Annotated in this window: 20 protein-coding genes; 11 read left to right on the top strand and 9 right to left on the bottom strand. The window is 72.7% G+C overall.

Going from position 1 to position 22,049, the window contains the following annotated elements:
* Positions 1-54: 54 nt before the first annotated feature.
* Genes FIV43_RS02470 through FIV43_RS02460 form a run of 3 tightly spaced genes read right to left on the bottom strand, consistent with a single transcriptional unit; the run spans position 55 to position 3,312 of the window.
* Positions 55-1,014 carry a CPBP family intramembrane glutamic endopeptidase gene (locus FIV43_RS02470; RefSeq protein ID WP_141012844.1) on the bottom strand — a complete coding sequence of 320 codons (960 nt, stop codon included), beginning with the start codon at positions 1,012-1,014 and terminating at the stop codon, positions 55-57.
* Complete coding sequence (gene gltX, locus FIV43_RS02465; protein WP_141012843.1) at positions 1,004-2,503, bottom strand: glutamate--tRNA ligase; 1,500 nt, start codon at positions 2,501-2,503, stop codon at positions 1,004-1,006. The genes FIV43_RS02470 and gltX overlap by 11 nt, the downstream gene beginning before the upstream one ends.
* Positions 2,500-3,312, bottom strand: coding sequence for a fumarylacetoacetate hydrolase family protein (locus FIV43_RS02460; RefSeq protein WP_141012842.1), 813 nt, complete (start codon positions 3,310-3,312; stop codon positions 2,500-2,502). The genes gltX and FIV43_RS02460 overlap by 4 nt, the downstream gene beginning before the upstream one ends.
* 32 nt (positions 3,313-3,344) lie before the next feature.
* Here FIV43_RS02460 and FIV43_RS02455 point away from each other — a divergent pair, with 32 nt between their 5' ends.
* The 3 genes from FIV43_RS02455 to FIV43_RS02445 all read left to right on the top strand — a co-directional run bounded on the left by FIV43_RS02455 (position 3,345) and on the right by FIV43_RS02445 (position 8,946).
* Positions 3,345-4,157 carry a 3-methyladenine DNA glycosylase gene (locus FIV43_RS02455; RefSeq protein WP_231123640.1) on the top strand — a complete coding sequence of 271 codons (813 nt, stop codon included), beginning with the start codon at positions 3,345-3,347 and terminating at the stop codon, positions 4,155-4,157.
* 150 nt (positions 4,158-4,307) lie between these two features.
* Positions 4,308-7,376, top strand: a complete 3,069-nt coding sequence (locus tag FIV43_RS02450) for an ATP-binding protein (RefSeq protein ID WP_141012841.1) — start codon at positions 4,308-4,310, stop codon at positions 7,374-7,376.
* 295 nt (positions 7,377-7,671) lie between these two features.
* Positions 7,672-8,946, top strand: a complete 1,275-nt coding sequence (locus FIV43_RS02445) for an HNH endonuclease signature motif containing protein (protein ID WP_141012840.1) — start codon at positions 7,672-7,674, stop codon at positions 8,944-8,946.
* 107 nt (positions 8,947-9,053) lie between these two features.
* Here FIV43_RS02445 and FIV43_RS02440 read toward each other — a convergent pair whose 3' ends face one another.
* Positions 9,054-11,177 (bottom strand): alpha/beta hydrolase, encoded by a 2,124-nt coding sequence (locus tag FIV43_RS02440; RefSeq protein WP_141012839.1) that lies wholly within the window; start codon positions 11,175-11,177, stop codon positions 9,054-9,056.
* Positions 11,178-11,292: 115 nt separating this feature from the next.
* On the opposite strand from FIV43_RS02440, the gene FIV43_RS02435 reads away from it, so the two are divergent.
* The 4 genes from FIV43_RS02435 to FIV43_RS02420 all read left to right on the top strand — a co-directional run bounded on the left by FIV43_RS02435 (position 11,293) and on the right by FIV43_RS02420 (position 15,021).
* Positions 11,293-12,402 (top strand): class I SAM-dependent methyltransferase, encoded by a 1,110-nt coding sequence (locus FIV43_RS02435; RefSeq protein ID WP_181407653.1) that lies wholly within the window; start codon positions 11,293-11,295, stop codon positions 12,400-12,402.
* Positions 12,403-12,974: 572 nt separating this feature from the next.
* Positions 12,975-13,679, top strand: coding sequence for a hypothetical protein (locus FIV43_RS20765; protein ID WP_181407652.1), 705 nt, complete (start codon positions 12,975-12,977; stop codon positions 13,677-13,679).
* A complete protein-coding gene (locus FIV43_RS02425; RefSeq protein WP_141012838.1) occupies positions 13,601-14,035 on the top strand; it encodes a TIM-barrel domain-containing protein in 435 nt (144 codons plus the stop codon). The genes FIV43_RS20765 and FIV43_RS02425 overlap by 79 nt, the downstream gene beginning before the upstream one ends.
* A gap of 26 nt (positions 14,036-14,061) precedes the next feature.
* Entirely contained in the window at positions 14,062-15,021 is a 960-nt protein-coding gene (locus FIV43_RS02420) for a TIM-barrel domain-containing protein (protein WP_141012837.1), read from the top strand.
* Positions 15,022-15,091: 70 nt separating this feature from the next.
* Here FIV43_RS02420 and FIV43_RS02415 read toward each other — a convergent pair whose 3' ends face one another.
* The 5 genes from FIV43_RS02415 to FIV43_RS02400 all read right to left on the bottom strand — a co-directional run bounded on the left by FIV43_RS02415 (position 15,092) and on the right by FIV43_RS02400 (position 19,844).
* Positions 15,092-16,945: a hypothetical protein gene (locus FIV43_RS02415; RefSeq protein ID WP_141012836.1), complete on the bottom strand. Its 1,854-nt coding sequence runs from the start codon at positions 16,943-16,945 to the stop codon at positions 15,092-15,094.
* Positions 16,939-17,097, bottom strand: coding sequence for a hypothetical protein (locus FIV43_RS20760; protein ID WP_181407651.1), 159 nt, complete (start codon positions 17,095-17,097; stop codon positions 16,939-16,941). Before FIV43_RS20760 ends, FIV43_RS02415 begins: the two co-directional genes overlap by 7 nt.
* Complete coding sequence (locus FIV43_RS02410; protein ID WP_141012835.1) at positions 17,094-17,633, bottom strand: hypothetical protein; 540 nt, start codon at positions 17,631-17,633, stop codon at positions 17,094-17,096. The genes FIV43_RS20760 and FIV43_RS02410 overlap by 4 nt, the downstream gene beginning before the upstream one ends.
* A 126-nt stretch (positions 17,634-17,759) precedes the next feature.
* The gene (gene zwf / locus FIV43_RS02405) at positions 17,760-19,205 is read right to left on the bottom strand and encodes a glucose-6-phosphate dehydrogenase (RefSeq protein WP_141012834.1); all 1,446 of its coding nucleotides are present in this window, start codon (positions 19,203-19,205) and stop codon (positions 17,760-17,762) included.
* Positions 19,206-19,241: 36 nt separating this feature from the next.
* Positions 19,242-19,844 carry a TetR family transcriptional regulator gene (locus FIV43_RS02400; protein ID WP_231123639.1) on the bottom strand — a complete coding sequence of 201 codons (603 nt, stop codon included), beginning with the start codon at positions 19,842-19,844 and terminating at the stop codon, positions 19,242-19,244.
* A gap of 79 nt (positions 19,845-19,923) precedes the next feature.
* On the opposite strand from FIV43_RS02400, the gene FIV43_RS21860 reads away from it, so the two are divergent.
* The 4 genes from FIV43_RS21860 to FIV43_RS02385 are packed head-to-tail and all read left to right on the top strand — an operon-like array spanning position 19,924 to position 21,942.
* On the top strand, positions 19,924-20,151 hold the full coding sequence (locus tag FIV43_RS21860) for a hypothetical protein (RefSeq protein ID WP_231123638.1): 228 nt from the start codon (positions 19,924-19,926) through the stop codon (positions 20,149-20,151).
* Entirely contained in the window at positions 20,151-20,582 is a 432-nt protein-coding gene (locus FIV43_RS02395; protein ID WP_231123637.1) for a biotin transporter BioY, read from the top strand. Before FIV43_RS21860 ends, FIV43_RS02395 begins: the two co-directional genes overlap by 1 nt.
* A gap of 8 nt (positions 20,583-20,590) precedes the next feature.
* Positions 20,591-21,331: an energy-coupling factor ABC transporter ATP-binding protein gene (locus tag FIV43_RS02390; protein ID WP_141012833.1), complete on the top strand. Its 741-nt coding sequence runs from the start codon at positions 20,591-20,593 to the stop codon at positions 21,329-21,331.
* A complete protein-coding gene (locus tag FIV43_RS02385) occupies positions 21,328-21,942 on the top strand; it encodes an energy-coupling factor transporter transmembrane component T family protein (RefSeq protein ID WP_141012832.1) in 615 nt (204 codons plus the stop codon). The genes FIV43_RS02390 and FIV43_RS02385 overlap by 4 nt, the downstream gene beginning before the upstream one ends.
* Positions 21,943-22,049: the final 107 nt, after the last annotated feature.

Raw genomic sequence — 22,049 nt, 5'->3', positions numbered from 1 at the left:
TCCTGGGGTGGTCGGATCAGTGCCTTTTCGCACCTCCCCGGCCGACCAGGAACACTACACGCGGGCGCCCGACCGCTCCAAAACGGGCACCCTCCCGCGGTCCGCGACCCCCATCCGGCGGGCCATCCACCAGCACCCCCCGAGGTAGGCCAACGACTGGGTGAGGGTCACCGGGATGCTCCACCAGGTGCCGTCCGTCGGGGTCAGTGCCGCGGTCATGTCGCCGAACGCCAGCGCCAGGCCGAAGGCCAGGAAGTTGTTGAGCACGTGCATCGCGATGCCGGCCTCGAGCCCGCCGGTGAGCAGCACCAGGATGCCGGCGACGAGGCCGAACGCGAACCGGTCGAAGAAGATCGGCACGTCCTGGCCCAGTCCGTGCGCGCAGGCGAACAGGAACGCCGGTACGACGACCGCGCCGACCACCGCGACCCGATCGCCCAACGGTCCCAGGAGACCGCCCATCGCCTGAGTCAGGTAGCCGCGGAAGGCATACTCCTCCCCCGCCGCCTGGAGCGGAGTGAGCAGCAGGACGACGAGCACGAAGTCCCGCATCTGGGCGTTCCACTCGTTCGCGGTGCCGCTGACCTCCACCGAGGCATCGCCCTGGCTGGGCAGGAACGTCGAGACGAGCACGGTGGCGGTCAGCGCCACCACGGCCATCCCCAGGCAGGCCGCCAACCAGCGCCACCGCATCCGGCCGGCCACCGACGCCGCCCAGCCGGGCCGCAGCCGGTGGAGCAGGAAGAGCACCAGGAAGACGGCCGGGATCGCGAGGGCCCAGCCGAGGTTGACCACGGCGAGAAAGACCGGGGTGACCGGATCACCGGCCAACCGGTCGAGGGCGGTCTCGGCATCGAGACCGCCGAGCACCAGGATCACCCCGACGACGGTGGAGAGCACCAGCTGGCCGCCGAAGACCAGCACGACCAGCAGGACCACGCCGACCAGCGGGCGCCACACGCCCGGGGCCGCCAGCCCCGGGATCTGGTGGTAGCGACCAGGCTCAGACTGCACGACGCAGCCGGCCCAGGCTCCGCTCGCGTCCCAACAGCTCCATCGACTCGAAGAGCGGCGGGGAGACCCGGCGCCCGGTCGCGGCCACCCGGACCGGACCGAACGCGACCCGCGGCTTGAGCCCCAGCCCGTCGACGAGGGCGGCCTGCAGCGCGTCCTGGATCTCCGCGGTCGACCACGAGGAGACGCCCTCGAGGGCGGTCACCGCGGCGGCGACCACCTCGCGTCCCTTCTCGTCGAGCATCTTCGCGCCGTCCGCCTCGTCCACCGTGAAGTCGGCCTCGTCCACGAAGAGGAAGCCGAGCATCGCCGAGGCCTCGGTCAGCTTGTTGATCCGCTCGGCGACCAGCGGCATCGCCAGCTCGAGCAGCTGCGCGTCGGCGTCGCTGACCGGATCACCGACGACGCCGTCGCGCTTGAGGAACGGCAGCGCGCGGTGGGTGATCTCCTCGGTGGAGAGGGTGCGCAGGTGGGAGGCGTTGATCGCGTCGGCCTTCTTCTTGTCGAAGCGGGCCGGGTTGGGGTTCACGTCACCGATCTCGAAGGCGTCGATCATCTCCTCGAGCGAGAACACGTCGCGATCCGCCGCGATCGCCCAGCCGAGCAGTGCCAGGTAGTTGAGCAGCCCCTCGGGCAGGAAGCCGTCGTCGCGGTAGGCCAGCGCGTGCGCCTCGGGGTCGCGCTTGGAGAGCTTCTTGTTGCCCTCCCCCATCACGTAGGGAAGGTGGCCGAACGCCGGCGTCGCCTTGGCGATGCCGACCTCCTTCAGGGCGTCGTAGAGCGCGATCTGGCGGGGCGTGGAGGAGAGCAGGTCCTCGCCGCGGAGCACGTGGGTGATCTCCATCAGCGCGTCGTCCACCGGGTTGACCAGGGTGTAGAGGGGATCACCGTTGGCGCGACAGAGCGCGAAGTCGGGCACGAACTCGGTCTCGAAGGTGACCTCGCCGCGGACCAGGTCGTCCCAGGTGATCGATCCGTCGGGCATCCGGAACCGGACGATCGGGGTGCGGCCCTCGGCGCGGAACGCAGCGACCTGCTCGTCGGTGAGCTCCCGGCAGAAGCCGTCGTACCCCTGCACCTTGGAGCCGGCGGCCTTGCGTCGCGCGGTGGCCTCCTCGGTGGTGCAGTAGCAGTCGTAGGTGTAGCTGCTGTCGCGGAGGCGGGCGAGGGCGTCGACGTACTTCTCGGTGCGCTCGCTCTGGAAGTAGGGGCCGTGCGGGCCGCCGACCTCGGGGCCCTCGTCCCAGTCGAGACCGAGCCACCGCATCAGGTCGATGATCGCCGCGTAGGACTCGGCGGTGCTGCGCTCCTTGTCGGTGTCCTCGATCCGGAACACGAAGGTGCCACCGGCGCCGTGCCGGGCATGGTGCCGGGCGAAGGCCCAGTTGAACAGGGCGGTGCGGACCAGGCCGACGTGCGGGCTGCCGGTCGGCGACGGCGCCATCCGCACCCGGACCGGCGTGCTGGTGGGACTGGTCGGGGTACTCATGCGCGTGCTTCCACCTTGTTGGTCAGCGAGCCGAGGCCGGCGACGGACACCTCGACCTCGTCGTCGATCTGCATCGGTCCGACGCCCTCCGGCGTGCCGGTGAGGATCACGTCGCCCGGCAGCAGCGTCATCGCCGCCGACACATGCGCGATCAGGGCGGGGATGTCGTAGGTCATGTCGGCGGTCGTGCCGTCCTGCTTCAGGTCCCCGTTGAGATAGGTCTGGACCGCGCGGCCGGCGCTGAAGTCGGCCGGGTCCAGGTCGGTCTCGATCCAGGGGCCGAGCGGGCAGAAGGAGTCGAACCCCTTGGCCCGGGTGAACTGGACGTCGGAGCGTTGCAGGTCGCGGGCGGTGACGTCGTTGGCGATCGTGTAGCCGTAGATGACGTCGGTCGCCTTCTCGGCGGGGACGTCGCGGCAGATCCGCCCGATCACCACGGCGACCTCGCCCTCGAAGTCGACCTGCTGGGACTGACGCGGGTAGTAGATCGTGTCCCCCGGGCCGATCACGCTGGTGTTCGGCTTGAGGAACATCAACGGCTCGGGCGGCACCTCCGAGTCCATCTCGGCCGCGTGGGCGGCGTAGTTCTTGCCGATCCCGACGACCTTGCTGCGTGGCAGCACCGGCGCGAGCAGGCGCACCTGGTCCAGCCGGTACTCCTGCTCGAGCAGCTTGACGCCGACGTACAGGGGGTCTCCGGCGAGCGCCACGACCCGGGCGTCGTCACCGAGCTGCCCGTATTCGTCGAGCTCTCCGGTGATCACGCCGAAGGTCGGTTCTTCTCCCGTGGTGAATCTGGCGATGCGCACCCCCGCAGCCTATCGACCTACCCTGGTCGACCGTGGAGGTGCTGCAGCGCGAGGACTGGCAGGCGCGGGCCGCGTCACACGCGGCCCGGATCGACGCCTACGTCGCGCCGCACCTGGCCCGCCGGGAGGCGAGGGTCCGGCACCCGGTGCACGACTTCCTCTTCACCTACTACTCCTTCCGGCCGGCACAGCTCCGCCGCTGGCACCCCGGGTACGGCGTGGGCCTCGCCGACGCCCCCGAGTACGACGCCCTCAACGGGTACGACGCCGGCACGGTGTCCGAGGCCCACCTCGTCGACCGGCTCCGTCTGCTGCGCCAGCTGCGGAACCTGATGACGGCCACCGCCGGCCGGAGCCCGCACCTGGGCTGCTTCGGTCTGCACGAGTGGGCGATGGTCTACCGGCAGACCGCGGACCAGCTGCGGCACAACGCCTGGCCGCTGCGCCTGGGCTCGGCGGCGACCGACGAGGTGGTGGAGCGCCACCGCGTGGTGTGCTCCCACTTCGACGCCTACCGCTTCTTCACCGAGCCGGCGCGGCCGCTCAACGTCCTCGCCCCCGGCCGCGACGACCGCGCCGACTTCGAGCAGCCCGGTTGCCTGCACGCCGGGATGGACCTCTACAAGCACGCCTTCCGGCTCTCCCCGCTGGTCTCCTCCGATCTGGTGGCCGACTGCTTCGAGCTGGCCTGGGAGATCCGGACGATGGACATGCGGGCGGCGCCGTACGACCTGACCGACCTGGGTTTCGACCCGATCCGGATCGAGACCCCGACGGCAAGCAGGAGTACGTGGCGCAGCAGCGCGGGTTCGCCGAGCGCGGCGCGGTGCTGCGCGAGCGGCTGATCGGCGCCTGCGACCTGCTCCTCGCGAGTGCGGGACGGCCGCGAGGCGCCGCCGCCGGCTCAGCCTAGATTCACGCGGAGGCGGGAACGGGCGGACCTGTACGTCTCCCTTCCGGCGCGGCAGCATGGGACCGGCGGGAGAGGAGACCGGATGGCGGTGCGGATCCGACTGGCCTCCGCGCTCGCGATCGATCTCGACGAGGGCGCCGTGCGGGGGCAGGCGCTGGGCTCCCGGAAGGCGCGCACCCTGATCGCGCTGCTGGCCGCCGGGCGGGGAGCCCCGATCGGGCTGGACCGGATCGTCGAGGTGCTCTGGCCGGAGGCCGCGCCGGTGGACCCCGCGGCCAACGTCGCCACCCTGGTCAGCCGGGCGCGGCGTCGGCTGGGCCCCGGCGTACTGGTCGGCGGTGCGGGCGCCTACGGGCTGGACCCCGACGGCGGCTGGACGCTCGACCTCGACGAGGCCGAGCGGTTGCTCGCCGAGGCGGCCGGCCGGGAGGCCGCGGGTGAGCCGCTGCTCGCCGCCACCGCGGCCCGGGCCGCCCTGGACCTGCTCGGCGACCAACCGGCCCTGGTCGACGAGGAGGACGCGGCATGGGTGCAGGCGGTACGCCGGGAGGCCGACGAGCTGCGGCGCGCGGCGCGGCACCGGCTGACCGCGGCCCTGCTGCCGCTCGAGACCGGTCAGGCCGCCGCGGTCGCCGCGGACGCGGTGGCGGCGGACCCGCTCGACGAGCGCGCGGTGCGGGACCTGATCCGGGCCCTGGTCGCGGACGGCCGTCCCAGCGCCGCTCTGGCCGCGCACGACGACCTCCTCCGGCGTCTGCGCGAGGAGCTCGGCACGCTGCCGGACCAGGAGACGGCGGCATTGCACGCGGCAGTGCTGCGGGAGCAGGCACTCACCCCCGAGTCGACCGGTCGGGCACACCCGACCGGGCCAGCGCTGGTCGGGCGGGGCGATGAGCTCGCGGTCCTCGAGCGGGCATGGGCGAGTCTCGCCGATGCCGAGGCCGGACGGCTGGTGCTGGTCCGGGGCGAGGCCGGGATCGGCAAGACCCGGCTCCTGGAGGCCGCTGTCGCGCTGGCCCGCGACACCGGGGGCCTGGTCCTCGGCGGCCGCTGCCACCCGGTGGAGCGATCGCTCTTCCTGCAACCCTTCCTGGACGCGCTGCGGCCGGTGCTGACGGAGGTCCCGGCGGCTCGCCTGGTCGGTCTGGTCACCGGCCACGAGGCCGCCTGGACCGCTCTGGTCCCCGACCTCGCTCCGTTGGTCGGTCGGGGGCCGGCGCTCGCCATCGAGGCCGAGCACCAGCGGCGGCGGGCCTACGAGGCGGTGCTCGCCGCGCTGCGCCGGCTGTCGGTCGACCGTCCGGTCCTGTTGACCATCGACGACCTGCACGACGGTGGCTCGGCGACGATCGACCTGCTCGGCTACCTCGCCCGGAGGCTGGCCGGGGTCAGCGTGCTGCTCGTCGCAGCGGTGCGCGCGGAGGAGGACCACGTCGTCACCGGCCTCCTCGACCGCGCCACGGTGCTGCCGGTTGGTCCGCTCCCCCGGTCGGCGGTGGAGGCGCTGGCTGCACGCGCCGGACTGACGGTGCACGCCGACCAGGTGATGTCCCGGACGGCGGGTCACGCGTTGAGCGTCGTCGAGTCGTTGCGGGCTCTCGCCCACGGCGACACCGGTGTGCCGGCGTCCCTCGCCGCCGCCGTGCTGGCCCGGGTCGAGCGGCTCGAACCGCCGACGCGGCAGGTCGTCGAGACCGCCTCCGTGCTGCGCCGGCGGATCGACCCGGTGCAGGTCGCCGCACTCGCCGAGACCTCCGAGGTCGCCGCCACCCGCGCCTGCGAGGAGCTGGTCCGGGTCTGCCTGCTGCTGCGCAGCGACCACCAGTACGAGTTCGCCAATGACCTGATCCAGGTGTGCGTCCACGATGCGCTGCCGCCTGCCCTGGCGGTCGCCTACCACCGACGGGCCGCCGACCTGACCGCACAACAGCCGGAGGTGATGGCCGAACACGCCCACGCCGCCGGGGACGATTCGCGGGCGGCCCTCGGGTGGCTGCTCGCCGGGGAGTCCACCCTGCGCCGCGCCGCCGTGGACGACGCGCTCGAACTGCTCGACCGAGCGCTCGGCGTCCCCGCCCCGGCCTCCACCCGGGCGCGTGCCCACCTCGCGCGCAGCACGGCCCACGACGCCCAAGCGCTGTATGAACGGGTCTTGGCCGACGTCGACGCCGCACTCGACCTCGCCCGCGCCGACGGCGACCGGCGCCTGGAGATGGCCGCGCTGCGAGCGCGCGGAGGTGATGCCGCCGTCGCGCTGCGCCTACCCCCCGACGAGCTGACCGCGCCGCTGGAGGCCGGGCTGGCGATCGCGGCCGAGATCGGCGACCGGCGTGCCGAAGCCGACTTCACCGGCAGGATGGTGATCCTCGAAGCCGGCCGGTTGCACCTGGCGACCGCGCTCGCCCAGGCGGAGCGAGGTCTCGCGCGGGCGCGCGCGGCACGGTCCCGGGACGGCGTGATCCGTGCCCTGGACGGCCTCAAGACGGTGCTCTTCCATCTCGGAGACGCCGATCGGTTGCGGACCGTGGTGACCGAGCTGGAGTCGCTGGTCCGGACCAGCGGCGACCAGTGGCTGCTGCAGTGGGTCGTCTTCGAGTCCGCCTTCGTCGCCGCCGCGGAGGACCGCTGGGAGGACGCGCACGCGACGGTCGCGGAGGCGGCGCAGATCAACCGGCGCAGCGGCTACGGCGCCTACGCCGGCTACCTGCGCGCGTACGACGCCTGGTTCGCGCGCCTCGCCGGCGACCCGGACGCGGCCCGGCGCGTCGGTCGCGAAGCGCTGGCCGCGACCTCGCCCGCGCTGCACCCGTGGTGGCACGCCACGGCGGCCGGGCTGCTGGCGGCGACCCTGCTCGAGACCGGCGACCGGGAGGAGGCCGAGTCCATCGCCCGCAGCGGGCTGGCGGGGGCCGACCCGCGGATGCCGGCGGCCGGTGGCCTGGTCTGCCGCGCCGTGGTCGCCGCCGCGACCGGATCGACCGACGAGCTCGTAGCGGCGCGGGCCGGGTTGGACGCGGTGCAGTGCCCGGCGGGCGGCGCCTGGGTGATCGGGGCGGACGCCTACCTGCTCGCCCGGCACCGGCTGGACGACCTGAGCTCGGCGGTGGCCGGGTCGTGGGCGTCGATCCGGGCGCGGGCCGACCGGCTCTGAGCCGGACCGCGGGGCGGTTCGAAATGACGGCTACGGCTGCTGGTGCTGCCGCACCACGGCGAGCTCGGCGACCCCATCGCGACAAGCGGGCGGGCTGTCGGCGTGGCCCCGAGTGAAGCGGGCTCCCTCGAGCATCACGAGCACCACGGCCAGCCAGTCAGGACCCGGTCGACTGTGGAAAACAGGCTCTGACCTGCAAGAACGGTTACACAAACCTCTCGGCAGGGGTCGAACTGGTGTTCGAGTTCGCGTAGAATCAGGGCATCTGCTGCACCTGTCTCGGAAGGTTCTCCCGATGTCGCTGACCGGCACCCGCACCCCGCTGGGCGAGGCGGTCGCGGCGTGCCGAGACGCGTTGGCTGAGGTCGCGGAGCGTCAGCCCGGGTTCCTCACCATGCCCGAACGCGAGGCGCTGCTGAGCGGGTTGGTCGCGTTGGAGGCGCAGGTCGTGGAGCTGCGGATGCGGGTCCTGGCCGCGTCGGCCGATGTCGCCTCGACGCATGGGGCGCGGGATGTCGCGGGGTGGGTGGCGTTGCGGACCGGCACCGACCCCGGCCGGTTGCGTGCGGAGTCGAAGGTCGCCACCTCGATCGACGAGTCTTGGCCGCGGGTGGGGGCGGCGATGGCCCGCGGTGCACTGTCCCTGGAACAGGCGCGGGTGATCACCACCGGACTGGACGCCCTGCCGGCCCGGATCGACACCAAGGCGCGGCGGCGGGCTGAGGCCGATCTGGTGGCGTACGGCACCGGGGAACGTGAGGGCGTGCCCGAGGGTGGGTTCGGTCCGAGGGAGCTGCGCCGCCTCGCGGACCGGATCCTCGACGTCGTCGCCCCCGAGATCGCCGAAGAGGAAGACGCCAAACGCCTCGCCGCATTGGAGGCCGCCGCGCACGCCAAGACCAGCCTGCGGATCCGGTCCCTGGGCGACGGGCTGACCCGGATCACCGCCCTGGTCCCCGACCCGGTCGCGGCACGACTTGCGACCTACTTGGATGCGTTCACCTCACCCCGCCAACAAGACCCAGGCGCCGAGCGGCTGCCGCAGCACCACGCCCGCGGCCTCGCGTTCGGGGCGCTGTTGGAGCACCTCGACCCGGCGAAGCTGCCCGACCACGGTGGGGACGCCACCACCGTGGTCGTCACCATCGACCACACCCAGCTCACTCGCGACCTCGGCACGGCCGGGCTGCTCGACCCCAGCCATGACACCGACGGGGAGCAGCGGATCAGCGCCCACGCAGCCCGCCGGCTGGCCTGCACCGCCAAGATCCTCCCCGCCGTCCTCGGCGGCAAGTCCGAAGTCCTCGACCTCGGCAGATCCCGCCGGCTGTTCACCACAGCCCAACGCACCGCGCTACGGCTGCGGGACAAGACGTGTCGCGGCGAGGGTTGCACCATCCCAGCCCGCTGGTGCGAGGCCCATCATCTGGACCCCTGGTCGAAAGGCGGGAAGACCGACCTCGCCGACGGGGTGTTGCTCTGCTCCTTCCACCACCACCGCGAACACGACCCCACCTACACCACCACCCGACTCCCCAACGGCGACCACCGCTACCACCGACGAACCTGAGAGACAGGGTCGAACCCCCCAGCGAGATCGGCTCGCTCCCCGACTCGAGCCACCACCACGAGCCAACACCACTACGGCCCGGCTCACCGGGCTGCACCCGGATCCCCTCAGAGCAGCTCGGTGACCAGCCGCGCCGCGCGGTCGGCGCCGCCACTCGGCACCGGCAGGTAGTCGGTCGGCGTCCTCAGCGCAGTGGCCAGCTCGTCCGCGATCAGGCCGGGGTCAGCCGTTTGATAGTCCAGGGCGCGGCCCGCCCGGTGCCGCTCCAGCCGGTGCCGCACGTGCACCTGCTGCTCGAAGTGGTGCGCGAGCGGGAAGTAGAGGAAGGGGCGGCCTGCCGCGGTCAGCTCCATGGTCGTGCCGAGCCCGCCCTGGACCACGGCCACGTCGCAGGCGGCGTGGTGCAGGTCGAGGTCGGGCAGGAAGCCGTGGACCTCCACCCCGGGCGGGACGTCGAGCGACTCGGGCGGGATCCGCGGCCCGGTCACCACCACCATCCGCAGACCGTCGATGTGGCGCCCCGCCTCGGCGTGGGCCGCGACGACACGTCGCAGCAGCGGTGCGCCGACCCCGGAGCCACCGACGCTGACCAGGCAGACGACCTCGTCGTCGGCGTACCCGAGCCGATCCCGCAGCTCGGCGCGCCGGGAGGGGTCCGGTCTCCTGCCCATCACGTAGCCGGTGAAGTCGTAGTGCGCCTCCGTCCACTCGCGGATGCCGGGCAGCCCGGGCCCCAGGGGCAGGTCGACCACGTCGCCGGGGTCGCCGACGAAGACCGAACGGTCCCGCAGGGCGGGGAAGCGGGCCACGTGCTCCACCATCTCCGCGTTGTAGTCGGAGGTCAGGAACTCCTCGCGGTCACCGCCGTCCGCCATCGGTACCCAGCCGACGAAGTCGGTCATCCAGACGAAGGGCGCGCGCTTGAGCCCTGGATTCTCGTGCAGGAAGTGGTCCAGGTCCCAGGCCTCGTCACCGACCCAGAGGTCGAACTCCTCCCGCTCGACCAGGTCGTCGAAGACCATGAAGTTGTTGACCTGCACCTCGTCCATCCGACGCACCGCGTCGAACGCGTGGAGATCGTGCTCGCCGGCCTCCGCCTCGAAGTGGCCCGACTCGCTGGCCAGGAGCCGTGAGGCCGGGTGGACCAGCTCGCCGCGCCGTTCCAGGAAGTCCACGACCGGCGACTGGGTCAGCCACTGCACCTCCAGGTCGGGCCGCTGCTCCCGCATCGCGTCCGCGATCGCCAGGTCACGCCGAACGTGCCCCAGCCCAATCGGCGAGCTCAGGTAGAGCACCCGGGGCCGCCGGTCTCGCGGGCGGGTCCACCGCCGGGGCGGAGGCGTCGCGTGGGTGACCCGGTCCACGAAGCGCTTGATCGCACGGTTGATCACCACCGGATCGCGCGCCATCGGCAGGTGACCGGCTCCGTCGAGGACCAGGTGCTCGGCCCCGGTCAGCTCGGCCAGCCCCTGCATCCGCGCCTGCGGCTGGCAGCGGTCCTCGGTCCCCTGGATCACCAGCACCGGCCGGTCGATCTCCCGCAGCAGGGCGGCCGCCTCGTCGGGGTCCTCGGTCCACCGCGCGGCGTGGTGCTCGGCGATCATGCAGGCGGCGTCGGTCTCACACGCGAACCCGACGACGTCCTCGAGCTGCTTGGTCGAGTGCGGCTCGGGGAGCATCTGTGCGAAGAAGAACGCCGCGTACGACGGCCAGTTGTCCCGCCAGTAGTGCCGGTTCATCGTGAACCAGCCCTCGTAGGAGGCCAGCTCGTCGTCGAAGCGTTCCACCGCCGCCAGCCGATCGGGCAACGGTGGCGTCTCGTCGCGGATCCACGGAGCGACGGCGACCACTCCCAGCACCCGGTCGGGGTGCGCCGACGCCGTCAGCAGGGCCTGCCAGGCGCTGAGGCAGATCCCGACCAGCACGGCGCGCTCGACGTGCAGGGCGTCCATCACCGCCACCGTGTCGCCGACGAACGCGGCGTCGTCGTAGGCGCCCGGATCGGTGGGCCGGTCCGAGCGGCCGTTGCCGCGCGGGTCGATGGTGACCACCCGGAAGTGCTGGGCCAGGTAGGGGACCTGGGCCTTCCAGGCGCGGCTGTGCACGATCGGGTCGATCGGCGCGAACACCACCGTCGGCCCGGCGGCGCCCGCGTCGTTGAAGGTCTCGTAGCCGATCCGCAGGCCGTCGCGCTCGACGTATCCCTGCTGGTCCGGCTCCCTGGCTCGCATGGCTCCCACCTTCACCGACGTCGGTTGCAGCGCCGTTGCAATCGGCCTGCAACCGGCACCGGTCACCGTTCCCCCACCAGCATCCACCCTGGATGCCCGAGACAGGGAGACCCTGATGACCACGATCGACCACGCCGCCCAGGAGGCGGCACAGCACGACACCGAGACCCCGGCGATCGACATGGACACGCTGATGGCGTTCGTCGGCCGGTTCGTCGGCGACCTGGGCGCCACCATGGGCGCCGGCAACGTCGTCCTCGGCGACCGCCTCGGCCTCTACCGCGCCCTGGCCCGACAGCCCGGTGACGCCCGCACGGTCGCCGAGGCCACCGGCACCGACCCCCGGCACGTCGACGAGTGGCTGCGCGGCCAGGCGGCCGGCGGGTATGTCGAGTACGACGCCGCGACGTCGACGTACTCGATGACGCCGGAGCAGGCGTTCGCCCTGACCGACCCGTCCGGACCGGTCTTCCTGCCGGGCGCCTACGAGCTCGCCCTGGGTGCGTTGAAGGCGCAGCAGCAGATCGAGGACTCGTTCCGGACCGGCGCCGGCTTCGGCTGGGGTGAGCACGACGGCGACGTGTTCACCGGCTGCGAGCGGTTCTTCCGTCCCGGCTACCTGATGCACCTGCTCACCGAGTGGCTCCCCGCGCTGGAGGACGTCGAGGCCAAGCTGCGGCGCGGCGGCACCGTCGCCGACCTGGGTTGCGGTCATGGCGCCTCGACCCTGCTGATGGCCGAGGCGTTCCCGGAGAGCAGGTTCGTCGGGTCCGACCCGCACGCGGGCTCCATCGAGTCAGCCCGCGAACGCGCTGCCGACGCCGGTGTCGGCGACCGGGTCCGGTTCCAGGTGGCCAGCGCGCAGGAGCTCGCCGACCGCGAGATCGACCTGGTGACCACCTTCGACTGCCTGCACGACATGGGCGACCCGCTCACCGCGGCCCGCCGGGTCCGCGAAGGGCTCGCCGCGGACGGCACCTGGCTGATCGTGGAGCCGGCCGCCGGCGACTCGGTCACCTCGAACCTGAACCCGGTCGGGCGGGTCTTCTACAACTTCTCGACCTACCTCTGCGTTCCCAACGCGGTCTCCCAGGCGGGTGGCTACGCACTGGGTGCCCAGGCCGGGGAGGCGGCGATCCGGCAGGTGGTCACCGATGCCGGGTTCACCCGCTTCCGTCGGGTCGCCGAGACGCCGTTCAACAACGTCTACGAGGCCCGGCCCTAGAGGCTCACACCTCACCGGCGTCACCCGGAGCCCGGGCTCCGCCTCCTCGACCGCCGCCGCGTGCCGGACAACGACCAGCCTTTTCCCTGGTTCGCTGTCCGGCCACCGGCGGCGTCTGCAACAATCCGCCGCATGTGTCTCACCTCACAGGCCCGACGCCGCGCCGGCCGCCTCGTCGGCCCCCTCATGGGCCTCAGCCTCGTCGGCGCCACCATGGCGGGGGGCCTGCTCGTCATCGACGGCTCCGCCGCCTCCGCAGCGCCGCCCGGATCAGCGACGATCGAGCAGCAGTCCGGGTATCTGCACGCCGTGGTGAACGCGCCGGTCGGCGGAGGGTGGCAGGTGGAGTTCACCGACGCCGACGGCGCCGTGCTCTCCTCGGTCTCCGACGGGGCGATCGCCGTGGTCACCGAGGACGGTCGGGTGATCGCCGACCGGGTGGTCGCCGTCCAGGACGGGGCGGTGGAGCTCGGCACCGAGGACCCGGCCCTGGGAGCCACCGTGAGTGTCACCCCCGCCGGGGACGGCGTCTTCGCGCTCGCCGTGGAGACCCGGGCGAGGGGATCACCGGCGTGTCGATCGATCTCGAGGCCGGAAAGGGCGAACGTTATCTCGGCCTCGGTGAGCGGTCCGACGCCGTCGACCACCGTGGCACCCAGGTCGAGAACCGGGTCATGGACGGTCCGTACACGGCCAACCAGGCGCGCATCGTGCAGACCTTCGTCCCGGCGCCGGGCCTGGGCAGCCGGCCGGACTCGACGTACTTCCCGGTCCCGTGGGTGTTGTCCACCTCCGGCTACGGCGTGCTGGTCGACAACGACGAGGACAGCTCCTTCGAGCTCGACACCGCCGACCACCGCGGCGTGAACCGCTTCATCGTCGAGTCCGACCGCCTCGACCTCCGGGTCTTCGGCGGTCCGACGCCCGCCCGTGCGCTGGCCCGAATGAGTGCGGCGGTCGGCCGCCAGCCGGCGCCGAGCACGCCGGCGCTCTACGGCACGTGGTTCCAGCCCGCCGCGAGCGACTGGGCCGGCGAGCTGGACCGGCAGCGCGCGCAGGGCGTGCCGGTGTCGGTGATGGAGACGTCCGTGCACTACCTGCCCTGCGGGGACGACCACGGCGCCGTGAAGGAGACGGCCCGCACCACGGCGCTCCATGACCGCGGCGTGGCGGCCACGGCGTACTTCAACCCGATGGTGTGCACCAACTACCAGCCGGCGTACGACGAGGGGTCGAGGCGGGGGCCTTCAGCCGGAACCCCGACGGCTCTCCCCTGACCTACCCCTACTCCACCGCCCGCCACTTCACGATCTCCCAGGTCGACTTCTCGGGCGAGGCCGGTCGGGAGTACTTCAAGGACCTGCTCCAGGAGTCGGTCGACCACGGCTACGACGGGTGGATGGAGGACTTCGGCGAGTACTCCCCCGACTCCGCCGTCTCCGACGACGGCACGCCGGGACCGACGATGCACAACCGGTACGTCGAGCAGTACCACGCCACCGCCCGCGAGTTCGAGGAGGAGGCGCCGAGGCCGCTGCTCCGCTTCAACCGCTCCGGGTGGACCGACGCCATCAAGGAGTCCTCGATCGTCTGGGGCGGCGACCCTCGACCACCTGGGGCTTCGACGGACTGAGCTCGTCGGTCACCCAGGGTCTGACGATGGCGACGACGGGCGTCTCCGTGTGGGGCCCGGACATCGGCGGCTTCATGACCCTCCCGGGTGACCCCCAGCGCACCACCGAGCTGCTGAACCGCTGGATCCAGTACGGCGCCTTCACCGGCGTGATGCGGCTGCAGAACGGGGGCATCCAGATCGGCGTGCCCACGCCGCCCAAGGTCGACGACCCTGCCGTGGCCTCGATCTGGAAGCGCTACGCCCGGCTGCGGACGATGCTCTACCCCTACGTGGCCGGCAGCCAGGACGAGTACCAGGGTCGCGGGCTCCCCCTCATGCGGCACCTGTCGCTGGTCTACCCCGGCGACGCCAGGGCGGTCCGGACCGACGACTCCTACCTGTTCGGCCGGGCGCTCCTGGTCGCGCCGGTCACCGAGGACGGCGACCGCACCCGCAAGGTCTACCTGCCCCGCGGCCGGTGGATCGAGCTCGCCGACGCATGGCGGCTGAAGAACGACGGCAGCTTCAGGCTGACCCGGACGACCGCCACCGCCGGCCAGCGGACCGTGGTGGCCAAGGCACCGCTGAGCACCATCCCGCTCTTCCTGCGTGCCGGTGCGGTGGTGCCGATGCTCCCCCGGTCGGTGGACACCCTCAGCGAGTACGGCGAGGACGTCGAGGGTCTGGTCGACCTCACCGACGCCGAGCGCCGCGTGCTCCTCGCCGCGCCCCGGAACGGCGAGACCCGCGGCACCCTCGGCCCCGACGAGAGCTACACCTCGACGGTCTCCCGGGACGGCTGGACCCTCGGACTCGCGGCGAGCCAGGACCGGACCTACGACTTCCGGGCGACGCTGGCCGGTGTCGGCCGGACGTGGACCCCGTGCCGGGTCGAGGTCGGGGGCAAGCGGGTGCCGTTCAGCTACCGCCCGGCCCGCCGGGTCCTCCAGTTCGCCGCCACCGTCCCGGCGGACGGGGAGGTCCGGGTCACCACCTGCGACTGAACGAGGTCGGCGACCTCCGCACCCGCGAGCGCCCTGGGGTGGCTCGCAGGTGCGGAGGCCCGGTGGGCGCCTACTCCAGGGCGCGGCGCTCGATCACGTAGGACCAGGTGACCGTCGCCGCGCCCGACCCGCTGTAGCCCCAGTCGGCGTAGTCGGACCGGTACTGGTGGGTGTCGCTGCCGTCCACCCGCCACCGGCAGATCTCGTCGGTGCAGCCCTCCAGCTCAGTCGCCACCGAGGAGCGGGAGGAGCGCCGCGACTCCTCGGGCCAGCTCCACCAGTAGCCGGGGGTGAGCCACTCCAGGTTGACGTCCCACTCGTAGCTGTCGGTGCCCTCGCAGTCCCCGCCGCTCGCCCAGCTCGACCGGGCCCGGATGCGTGGGTACTCGTTGGAGAAGTCGGTGTCCCAGGCCCCGAGGGAGTACCACCAGCCCGACGTCCACTCCTCCGGGTTCTCGCTCCCCCAGTAGTAGTAGTCCCCCAGGTCGACCTGCGGCGCCTCGCTCCCGGCCTGCACCTGCACGGCGCTCTCCCAGTACGCCCCACCGAACTGGACGGGTCCGACGGTCTCGTCGGTGGAGGTCCAGCTGCAGCCGTAGCCGGACTGGCGGTGCGTCGTGGTGGCGTCCATGCTCCACGAGTCGAAGGCCATCGGCGCGGTCAGGTACGTCGGGTAGTCGTCGTACTGCGTGCCCCACTCCCCTGGATCGGCGACGTGCAGCCGCGCCGAGCTGGTCTCGCTCGAGGTGAAGGTGGAGGTGTAGTCCGGCCCGTCGTCGCACGCGCCCTGGTCGTTCGAGCACGACGCGCTCCAGCTCCAGTCCACCCCGAGGGTGCCTTCGGCGATCCGGTACTCCGCCGGTCCCCCGCACCCGGACGGCACCCGCCACGGGCTGCCGGCGTACTCGCTGCTCCCGTCGAGTCCCGGCACCGCCACCGACCGGGAGAGGTCCCAGCTGCCCAGCCAGGCGCGGGCCTCGACGACGATGTCGGCGCTGCGCGACGCCACGATCTCCAGGCAGGTCCCGCCGCCGGGATAGGGCGCCGCCGACACCTCCAGCGGCGTCAGCGTCGCGGTCAGGCCGATCACGGCGCCGGCCTTCTTGTTGCTGCTGCCGATCCCCAGGGTGGCGCTGACCCCGGCCCCCAGGGAGAGGGAGCCGCTGACGTCGCTCACCACCGGGTCGCTGAGGTCCCCGTCGGCGATCAGGTCGCCGTCGAGCTCGTCGTCGCCGATCCCCAGGTAGCCGTCGAAGGACGCGCCCAGCCGGGCGGTGAAGCCCAGGCCGCGCACGTCGAGGCTGCCGCTCACGCTGCCGCCGACGGAGGGCTCGACCAGGAACAGCATCGGCACCGGGCCGATCGCGAACGCCATCTGCACGCTGGGGAGATCGAGCTCGCAGGAGGCGCCGGCGGTGACTTGGGCCGTCGCGCTGAGCCCGAGCTCCACGCCCACCTCGGCGTCGAAGCTCATCCCCTTCGGGATCGACTTGCCGAGGACCTTGTACTTCGCGAGCTTCGCGGAGAACCGTCCGAACGGGTCGAACGTGGGGTCGATCGTGTAGCGCTCGGAGCCGCCCCCGCCGCAGGAGACGACCGCGTCGGGCGCCGCCTCCCGGCCGCGCGCCCGGCGGCCGCCGAGGGTGTCGATCCCCGCGCCCAGGTCGGGCACCTCGAGGTCGGCGTAGTCGAAGACGTCGGCGAGGCCGGCGGGGGCGAGCGTCGCCGACCTGCCGTCGGCGGCGAGCGCCACCACGGTGCCCAGGTATCCGGTGCCGATCCCGGGCGCCGGAGGAAGGATCCATGGCTGGCCGACCACCGGGGTGACCCCGGCCGGGATGGTGGTCCGCAGCCGACCGTTCAGCGCCGTCGTGCTGACCTCGCCGGGGTCGGTCACCGTGACCGTCGCGGGATTGGTCACCACCGCGGCACCCTCCTCCCCGGGGTCCCCGACGGTGTGGTCACCGTCGTCGAGACCGGTCCGACCCAGCCCCCGCTGCCCCGGCGCGCGAACACCGAGAAGGCGTAGGTCGTGTCCGGCGCCAACCCGTCGGCGGTCGCGGTGGTGCCGCTCACCGGCACCGCAGTGCCCCCGGTGACGGTGGCCGGAGGCTGCGCCCCGTCCCCCGGCGGACCAGGTACGACGCCCCGCCGGCCGGGCCGGTCCAGGTCAGGCCGACCAGCGCGGACTCGATCCGCTCGACCTGCAGCCCGGAGACCGAGGGCGCGCGCCGGAAGGTGACGGCGACCGCCGCCGTCCGCCCGGCGCGGACGCGGACCGCCCGGCGGCTGACCGTGGCCGTGTAGAGCGCGGAGTCGTCGACGACCTGGGGCGCGGTGACCGACCACCGCCCGGGCGGCAGCTTGACCTTGACCGTGCGGACGGTGCCGGCCGGCTTCTTGGTCACCGCCCGGACCTTCGTGCCCGAGCGCAGCCGGACCAGACCGGGCACGCCGGCGGGTCCCTTGACGGTGACGGTGACGGTGCCGGTCCGCGGCTTCCTGTCGTTGTCGGCGGCGTGCGCACCGACCCCTGACAACAGCACGGGCATCAGCGATGCCACCAGGACGGTGATGGTTCCGGCCCCGAGCGCCGCTCGTGGGAGGCGCATGTGTGGAGAGTGCGCCCGGTCCGGGCGCAACGGCATCGCCGAATTCGGTGAGGAGCGGCGTCACTCGCACCCGGCCCGCACCCGGCGTGGGGCCGGGTCGGCAGGGAGCCGGTCGGGGTGGGCCGGTCAGGCCAGCGAGTCCGGGTCCCGCCACTCCCGCTCGAACGGCAGCCGCCAGGCGTACGGCGCGACCAGCTGGTGGATCTGGTTCGGCCCCCAGCTGCCCTGGCGGTAGGGCCGGATCACCGGCGGGCTCTCCAGCAGCGACGCGGAGACCTCCCAGAGCCGTTCGATGCCGTCGGCGGAGGTGAAGAGCGTCTGGTCGCCGCGGGCGGCGTCGTAGATGAGCCGCTCGTAGGCCTCGAGGACCGAGCCGGCCCAGCTGGTGTCGGTCATCGCGAACTGCATGGAGAGCTTGTCCAGGCGCATCCCGGGGCCCGGCCGCTTCCCGTAGAAGGAGAGCGACATCTTCGCCTGGTCGGCCAGGTCGAAGGTCAGGTGGTCGGGACCGTGGTCACCGACCCCAGAGTGCTTCGGGAACATCGACCGCGGGGGCTCCTTGAAGGCGATCGAGATGATCCGTGCCCCCTCGGCCATCCGCTTCCCGGTGCGCAGGTAGAACGGGACGCCGGCCCAGCGCCAGTTGTCGACGTAGCACTTGAGCGCGATGAAGGTCTCGGTCTCGGAGTCGTGAGCCACGCCGGGGATGTCGCGGTAGCCCTGGTACTGCCCCCGCACCACGTCGGCCGGGTCGATCGGCACCATCGAGCGGAACACCTTGTTCTTCTCGTCGCGGATCGCGTCGGGGGTCAGCGAGGTGGGCGGCTCCATCGCGGTGAAGGCCAGCACCTGGAACAGGTGGGTGACCACCATGTCCCGGTAGGCCCCGGTCGACTCGTAGAAGTCGGCCCGCTGGTCGAGGCCGAGCTCCTCGGGCACGTCGATCTGGATGTGGTCGATGTTGTTGCGGTGCCAGATCGGCTCGAACAGGCCGTTGGCGAAGCGGAAGGCCAGGATGTTCTGGGCCGCCTCCTTGCCCAGGAAGTGGTCGATCCGGTAGATCTGCGACTCGTCGAAGACGGCGTGCAGCCGCCCGTTGAGGGCGCGGGCCGACTCCAGGTCGACGCCGAACGGCTTCTCCATCACGATCCGGCTGCCCTGGACCAGGTCCGCCTCCTGCAGCGTCTGCACCACCGACAGCGCCGCCTTCGGCGGGACGCTCAGGTAGTGCAGCCGGGTGCACGGGTCGCCGTACCCGGCCTCCGCCTTCTCCACCGCGGCCCGCAGGCCCGCAGCCCCCTCGGCGCCGGGCGCCCAGTGGAGCCGCTTGGAGAACTCCGGCCATCCGTCGATGTCGCCGTCGTCGCCGGAGAACTCGTGCACGGCCTCCGCGGCGAACCGGACGAACGACTCGTCGGTGTGCGGGTCCAGCGAGGTGCCGACGACCTGGAGGTCGCGGAGCAGGCCGGACTGGAAGAGGTGGAGCAGACCCGGCAGCAGCTTGCGGCGCGAGAGGTCTCCGGTCGCGCCGAAGAGGACCACCGTCACCGGCGTCGTCGACTTCTGGGTCATGTCGTCCACAGTGCCTCCCGGATGTTTCGAACGAGTTTACTGAGCGGCGGCTCTCGCCCCTCGGTTGCGTTGCACGGCCGTGACCAGTCCGCCCAGGACCAGCCCCAGGCCGACCGCGAAGTCGTCGGGGACCTCTGCTCCGGGCGGGGCGGCGTCGGCCCCCACGGCCCGCGACCCGTCCGCGGAGCGGGCGCGGATCTGCTCCTCGGCGACGTGGCCGAAGACGAAGTGCAGCAGCGTGCGGGCGCCCACCCGCGCCAGGTGCTCATCGGCACCGGCGCGCCGCAGGGCGTCCTCCATCCGGCGCTGCGGCTCGCGGGCGCCGCCGCCCAGGGCGTGCACCCCGGCGATCAGGATCGCGCCGTCGCGACGGCCGAGCATCGCGTCGCGCAGCTCGGTGCCGACCAGGCGCAGCTCGGCGTCCCAGGTGACCACCTCGGTGGCCCGGCGGCCGAGCTCGAGGATCCGGTCCGCGACCGCGTCGAGGAGCGCCTGCTTGCTGGCGAAGTGGTGGTAGAGGGCGCTGGGTCGCACCCCCATCTCGGCCGCGACGTTGCGCATCGAGAGGTCGTCGAGCCCCCGGTCGTCGAGCACCCCGATCGCCCGGTCGACGACGTCCACCTTGCGGTACCGCGCCACTGCCACCTCCTTGGTCGTCCTAGGCTATCTACCTGAACGCCGTTCAGGATCGAGCGGCCCGTCATTGTGAGAGGCCCCCGTGACCATCGAACCCCGCAGCACCGCGTCCAGCATCCCGTCCAGCGCACCCTCCGAGACCGCCCCCGCGGACGCCGCCCCCGATCACACCCGATCCGGCCGGAGCGTCCCGACCACCGACCTCGCCCTGATCGCCAGCTTCGCGGCGCTGATCTGCGTGTGCGCCTACATCGGCGCGATCCCGGTGGGGGCTCCGGAGTCCCGATCACGCTGCAGACCTTCGCGGTGATGCTCACCGGCTGCCTGCTCGGGCCGATCCGCGGGTTCCTCGCGGTGGCGCTCTACCTGCTGCTCGGCATCATCGGCCTGCCGGTCTTCGCCGAGCACTCCTCCGGGATCGGCGTCTTCTTCCGGGAGAGCGGCGGCTACCTGCTCTCCTTCCCCTTCGCCGCGGCCCTGGCCGGCTTCCTGGTCGCCTACGTCGCCCGGGGGGCGCGGACCCGTGCGCTCGTCGTCTTCTGCTGCTCGATCGCCGGCAGCTTCCTGGTGATCCACCCGATGGGCATCGTGGGGATGAAGCTCTACTTCGACGTCTCGTTCTCCCAGGCACTGCAGTACGACCTGCCGTTCTGGCTCGGCGACCTGGTCAAGACGACGTTCGTCGCGATCATCGCCGCCGAGGTGCACCGCGCCTTCCCCAAGCTGCTGCAGCGCCCGTAGGTCCGGCGATGGCACGGATCGAGCTGGACCGGGCAGGGGTCGTCGTACCGCTCAGCGGTGCGGCGGGGACCGGCACCAGGACCATCCTGGCGCCGACGACGCGGACCCTGACCGAGTCGCGCATCGGGGTGATCGGGGCCAACGGCTCGGGCAAGTCGACTCTGGCCCGGATGCTGAACGGACTGGTCGAGCCGACCACCGGCACCGTCCGGGTCGACGGGCTCGACGTGCGCCGCGACGCCGCGGCCGTGCGGCGCACCGTGGGGTTCTGCTTCACCGACCCGTCCTCCCAGCTGGTGATGCCGACGTGCGTGGAGGACGTGGAGCTCTCACTGCGACGCCACGAGCGCTCCACCCGACGACGCCGGGAGCGGGCGCTGGAGGTGCTCGCCGGGTTCGGTCTCGGCGACCACGCCCACGACTCGGTCCACTCGCTCTCCGGCGGACAGAAGCAGATGCTGGCGCTGGCCGGCGTGCTGGCGGTGGAGCCCTCGGTGGTGGTGGCCGACGAGCCGACCACCCTGCTCGACCTGGCCAACACCCGCCGCGTGGCGGACCGCCTGTTCGCCCTCGACCAGCAGCTGGTGCTGGTCACCCACGACCTCGACCTGGCCCGGCGGTGCGACCGGGTGCTGGTGGTGGCGGACGCCGAGGTGGTCTTCGACGGCGACGCGGACGCCGCCGTCGAGCACTACGTGGCGTCGGTCGCCGCCTGCGACCCCGACGACGTCACCCGGGCGGACCGATGAGCGACATCCTGCTCGGCGCGCACCAGCCGGGCGACACCGTGCTGCACCGGCTGCCGGTGGGGGTCAAGATCGTCGGCCTGGCGGTCTTCAGCCTGGTGGTGGTCCTGGTCCGCGACCCGTGGGCGGCTGCCGGCTTCCTGCTCGTCGCGCTCGGGCTCGCCGCGCTGGCCCGGGTCCGGGTCCGCACGCTGGCGCGAGCCACGCGTGCGGTCCTGCTGATCGCGCTCTTCGCCGGCGGCCTGCAGTGGTGGTGGTACGGGCCCGGCAAGGCGATCGAGACGCTGCTGGACCTGGTCGCGCTCTCCCTGGCCGCCGTGGTGCTGACCACGACCACCTCGGTGAACGCGATGCTGGACGCGGTGGTGCGCTGGCTGGGGCCGCTGCGCCGGATCGGCGTCCGCCCGGAGCGGGTCGCCCTGGCGATCAGTCTCGCGATCGGCGCGCTGCCCGGGACCCTGACCATCGCCCGGGAGACCCGTGACGCCGCCCGCGCCCGCGGCCTGAGCCGTCACCCGCGGGCCTACCTCTCCCCCTTCGTGATCCGGATGGTCGCCCGGTCGCTGGAGACCGGCGACGCGCTGCACGCCCGCGGCCTGGGCGACCTCGACTGAGGCGTCCCGCCCGAACCCGACCCGTCCGAACCCGACCCGTCCGGCCGGATCCCCGGCCGGTGCCCGGTCACTCGGAGCGGCGGTCCGGATGACGGGCGAGCCCGCGC

The sequence above is a fragment of the Nocardioides sambongensis genome, assembly GCF_006494815.1.
GTDB classification, from domain to species: domain Bacteria; phylum Actinomycetota; class Actinomycetes; order Propionibacteriales; family Nocardioidaceae; genus Nocardioides; species Nocardioides sambongensis.
The sequence above is the reverse complement of the archived record's forward strand: the minus strand, read 5'-3'. Positions and strand labels throughout refer to the sequence as shown.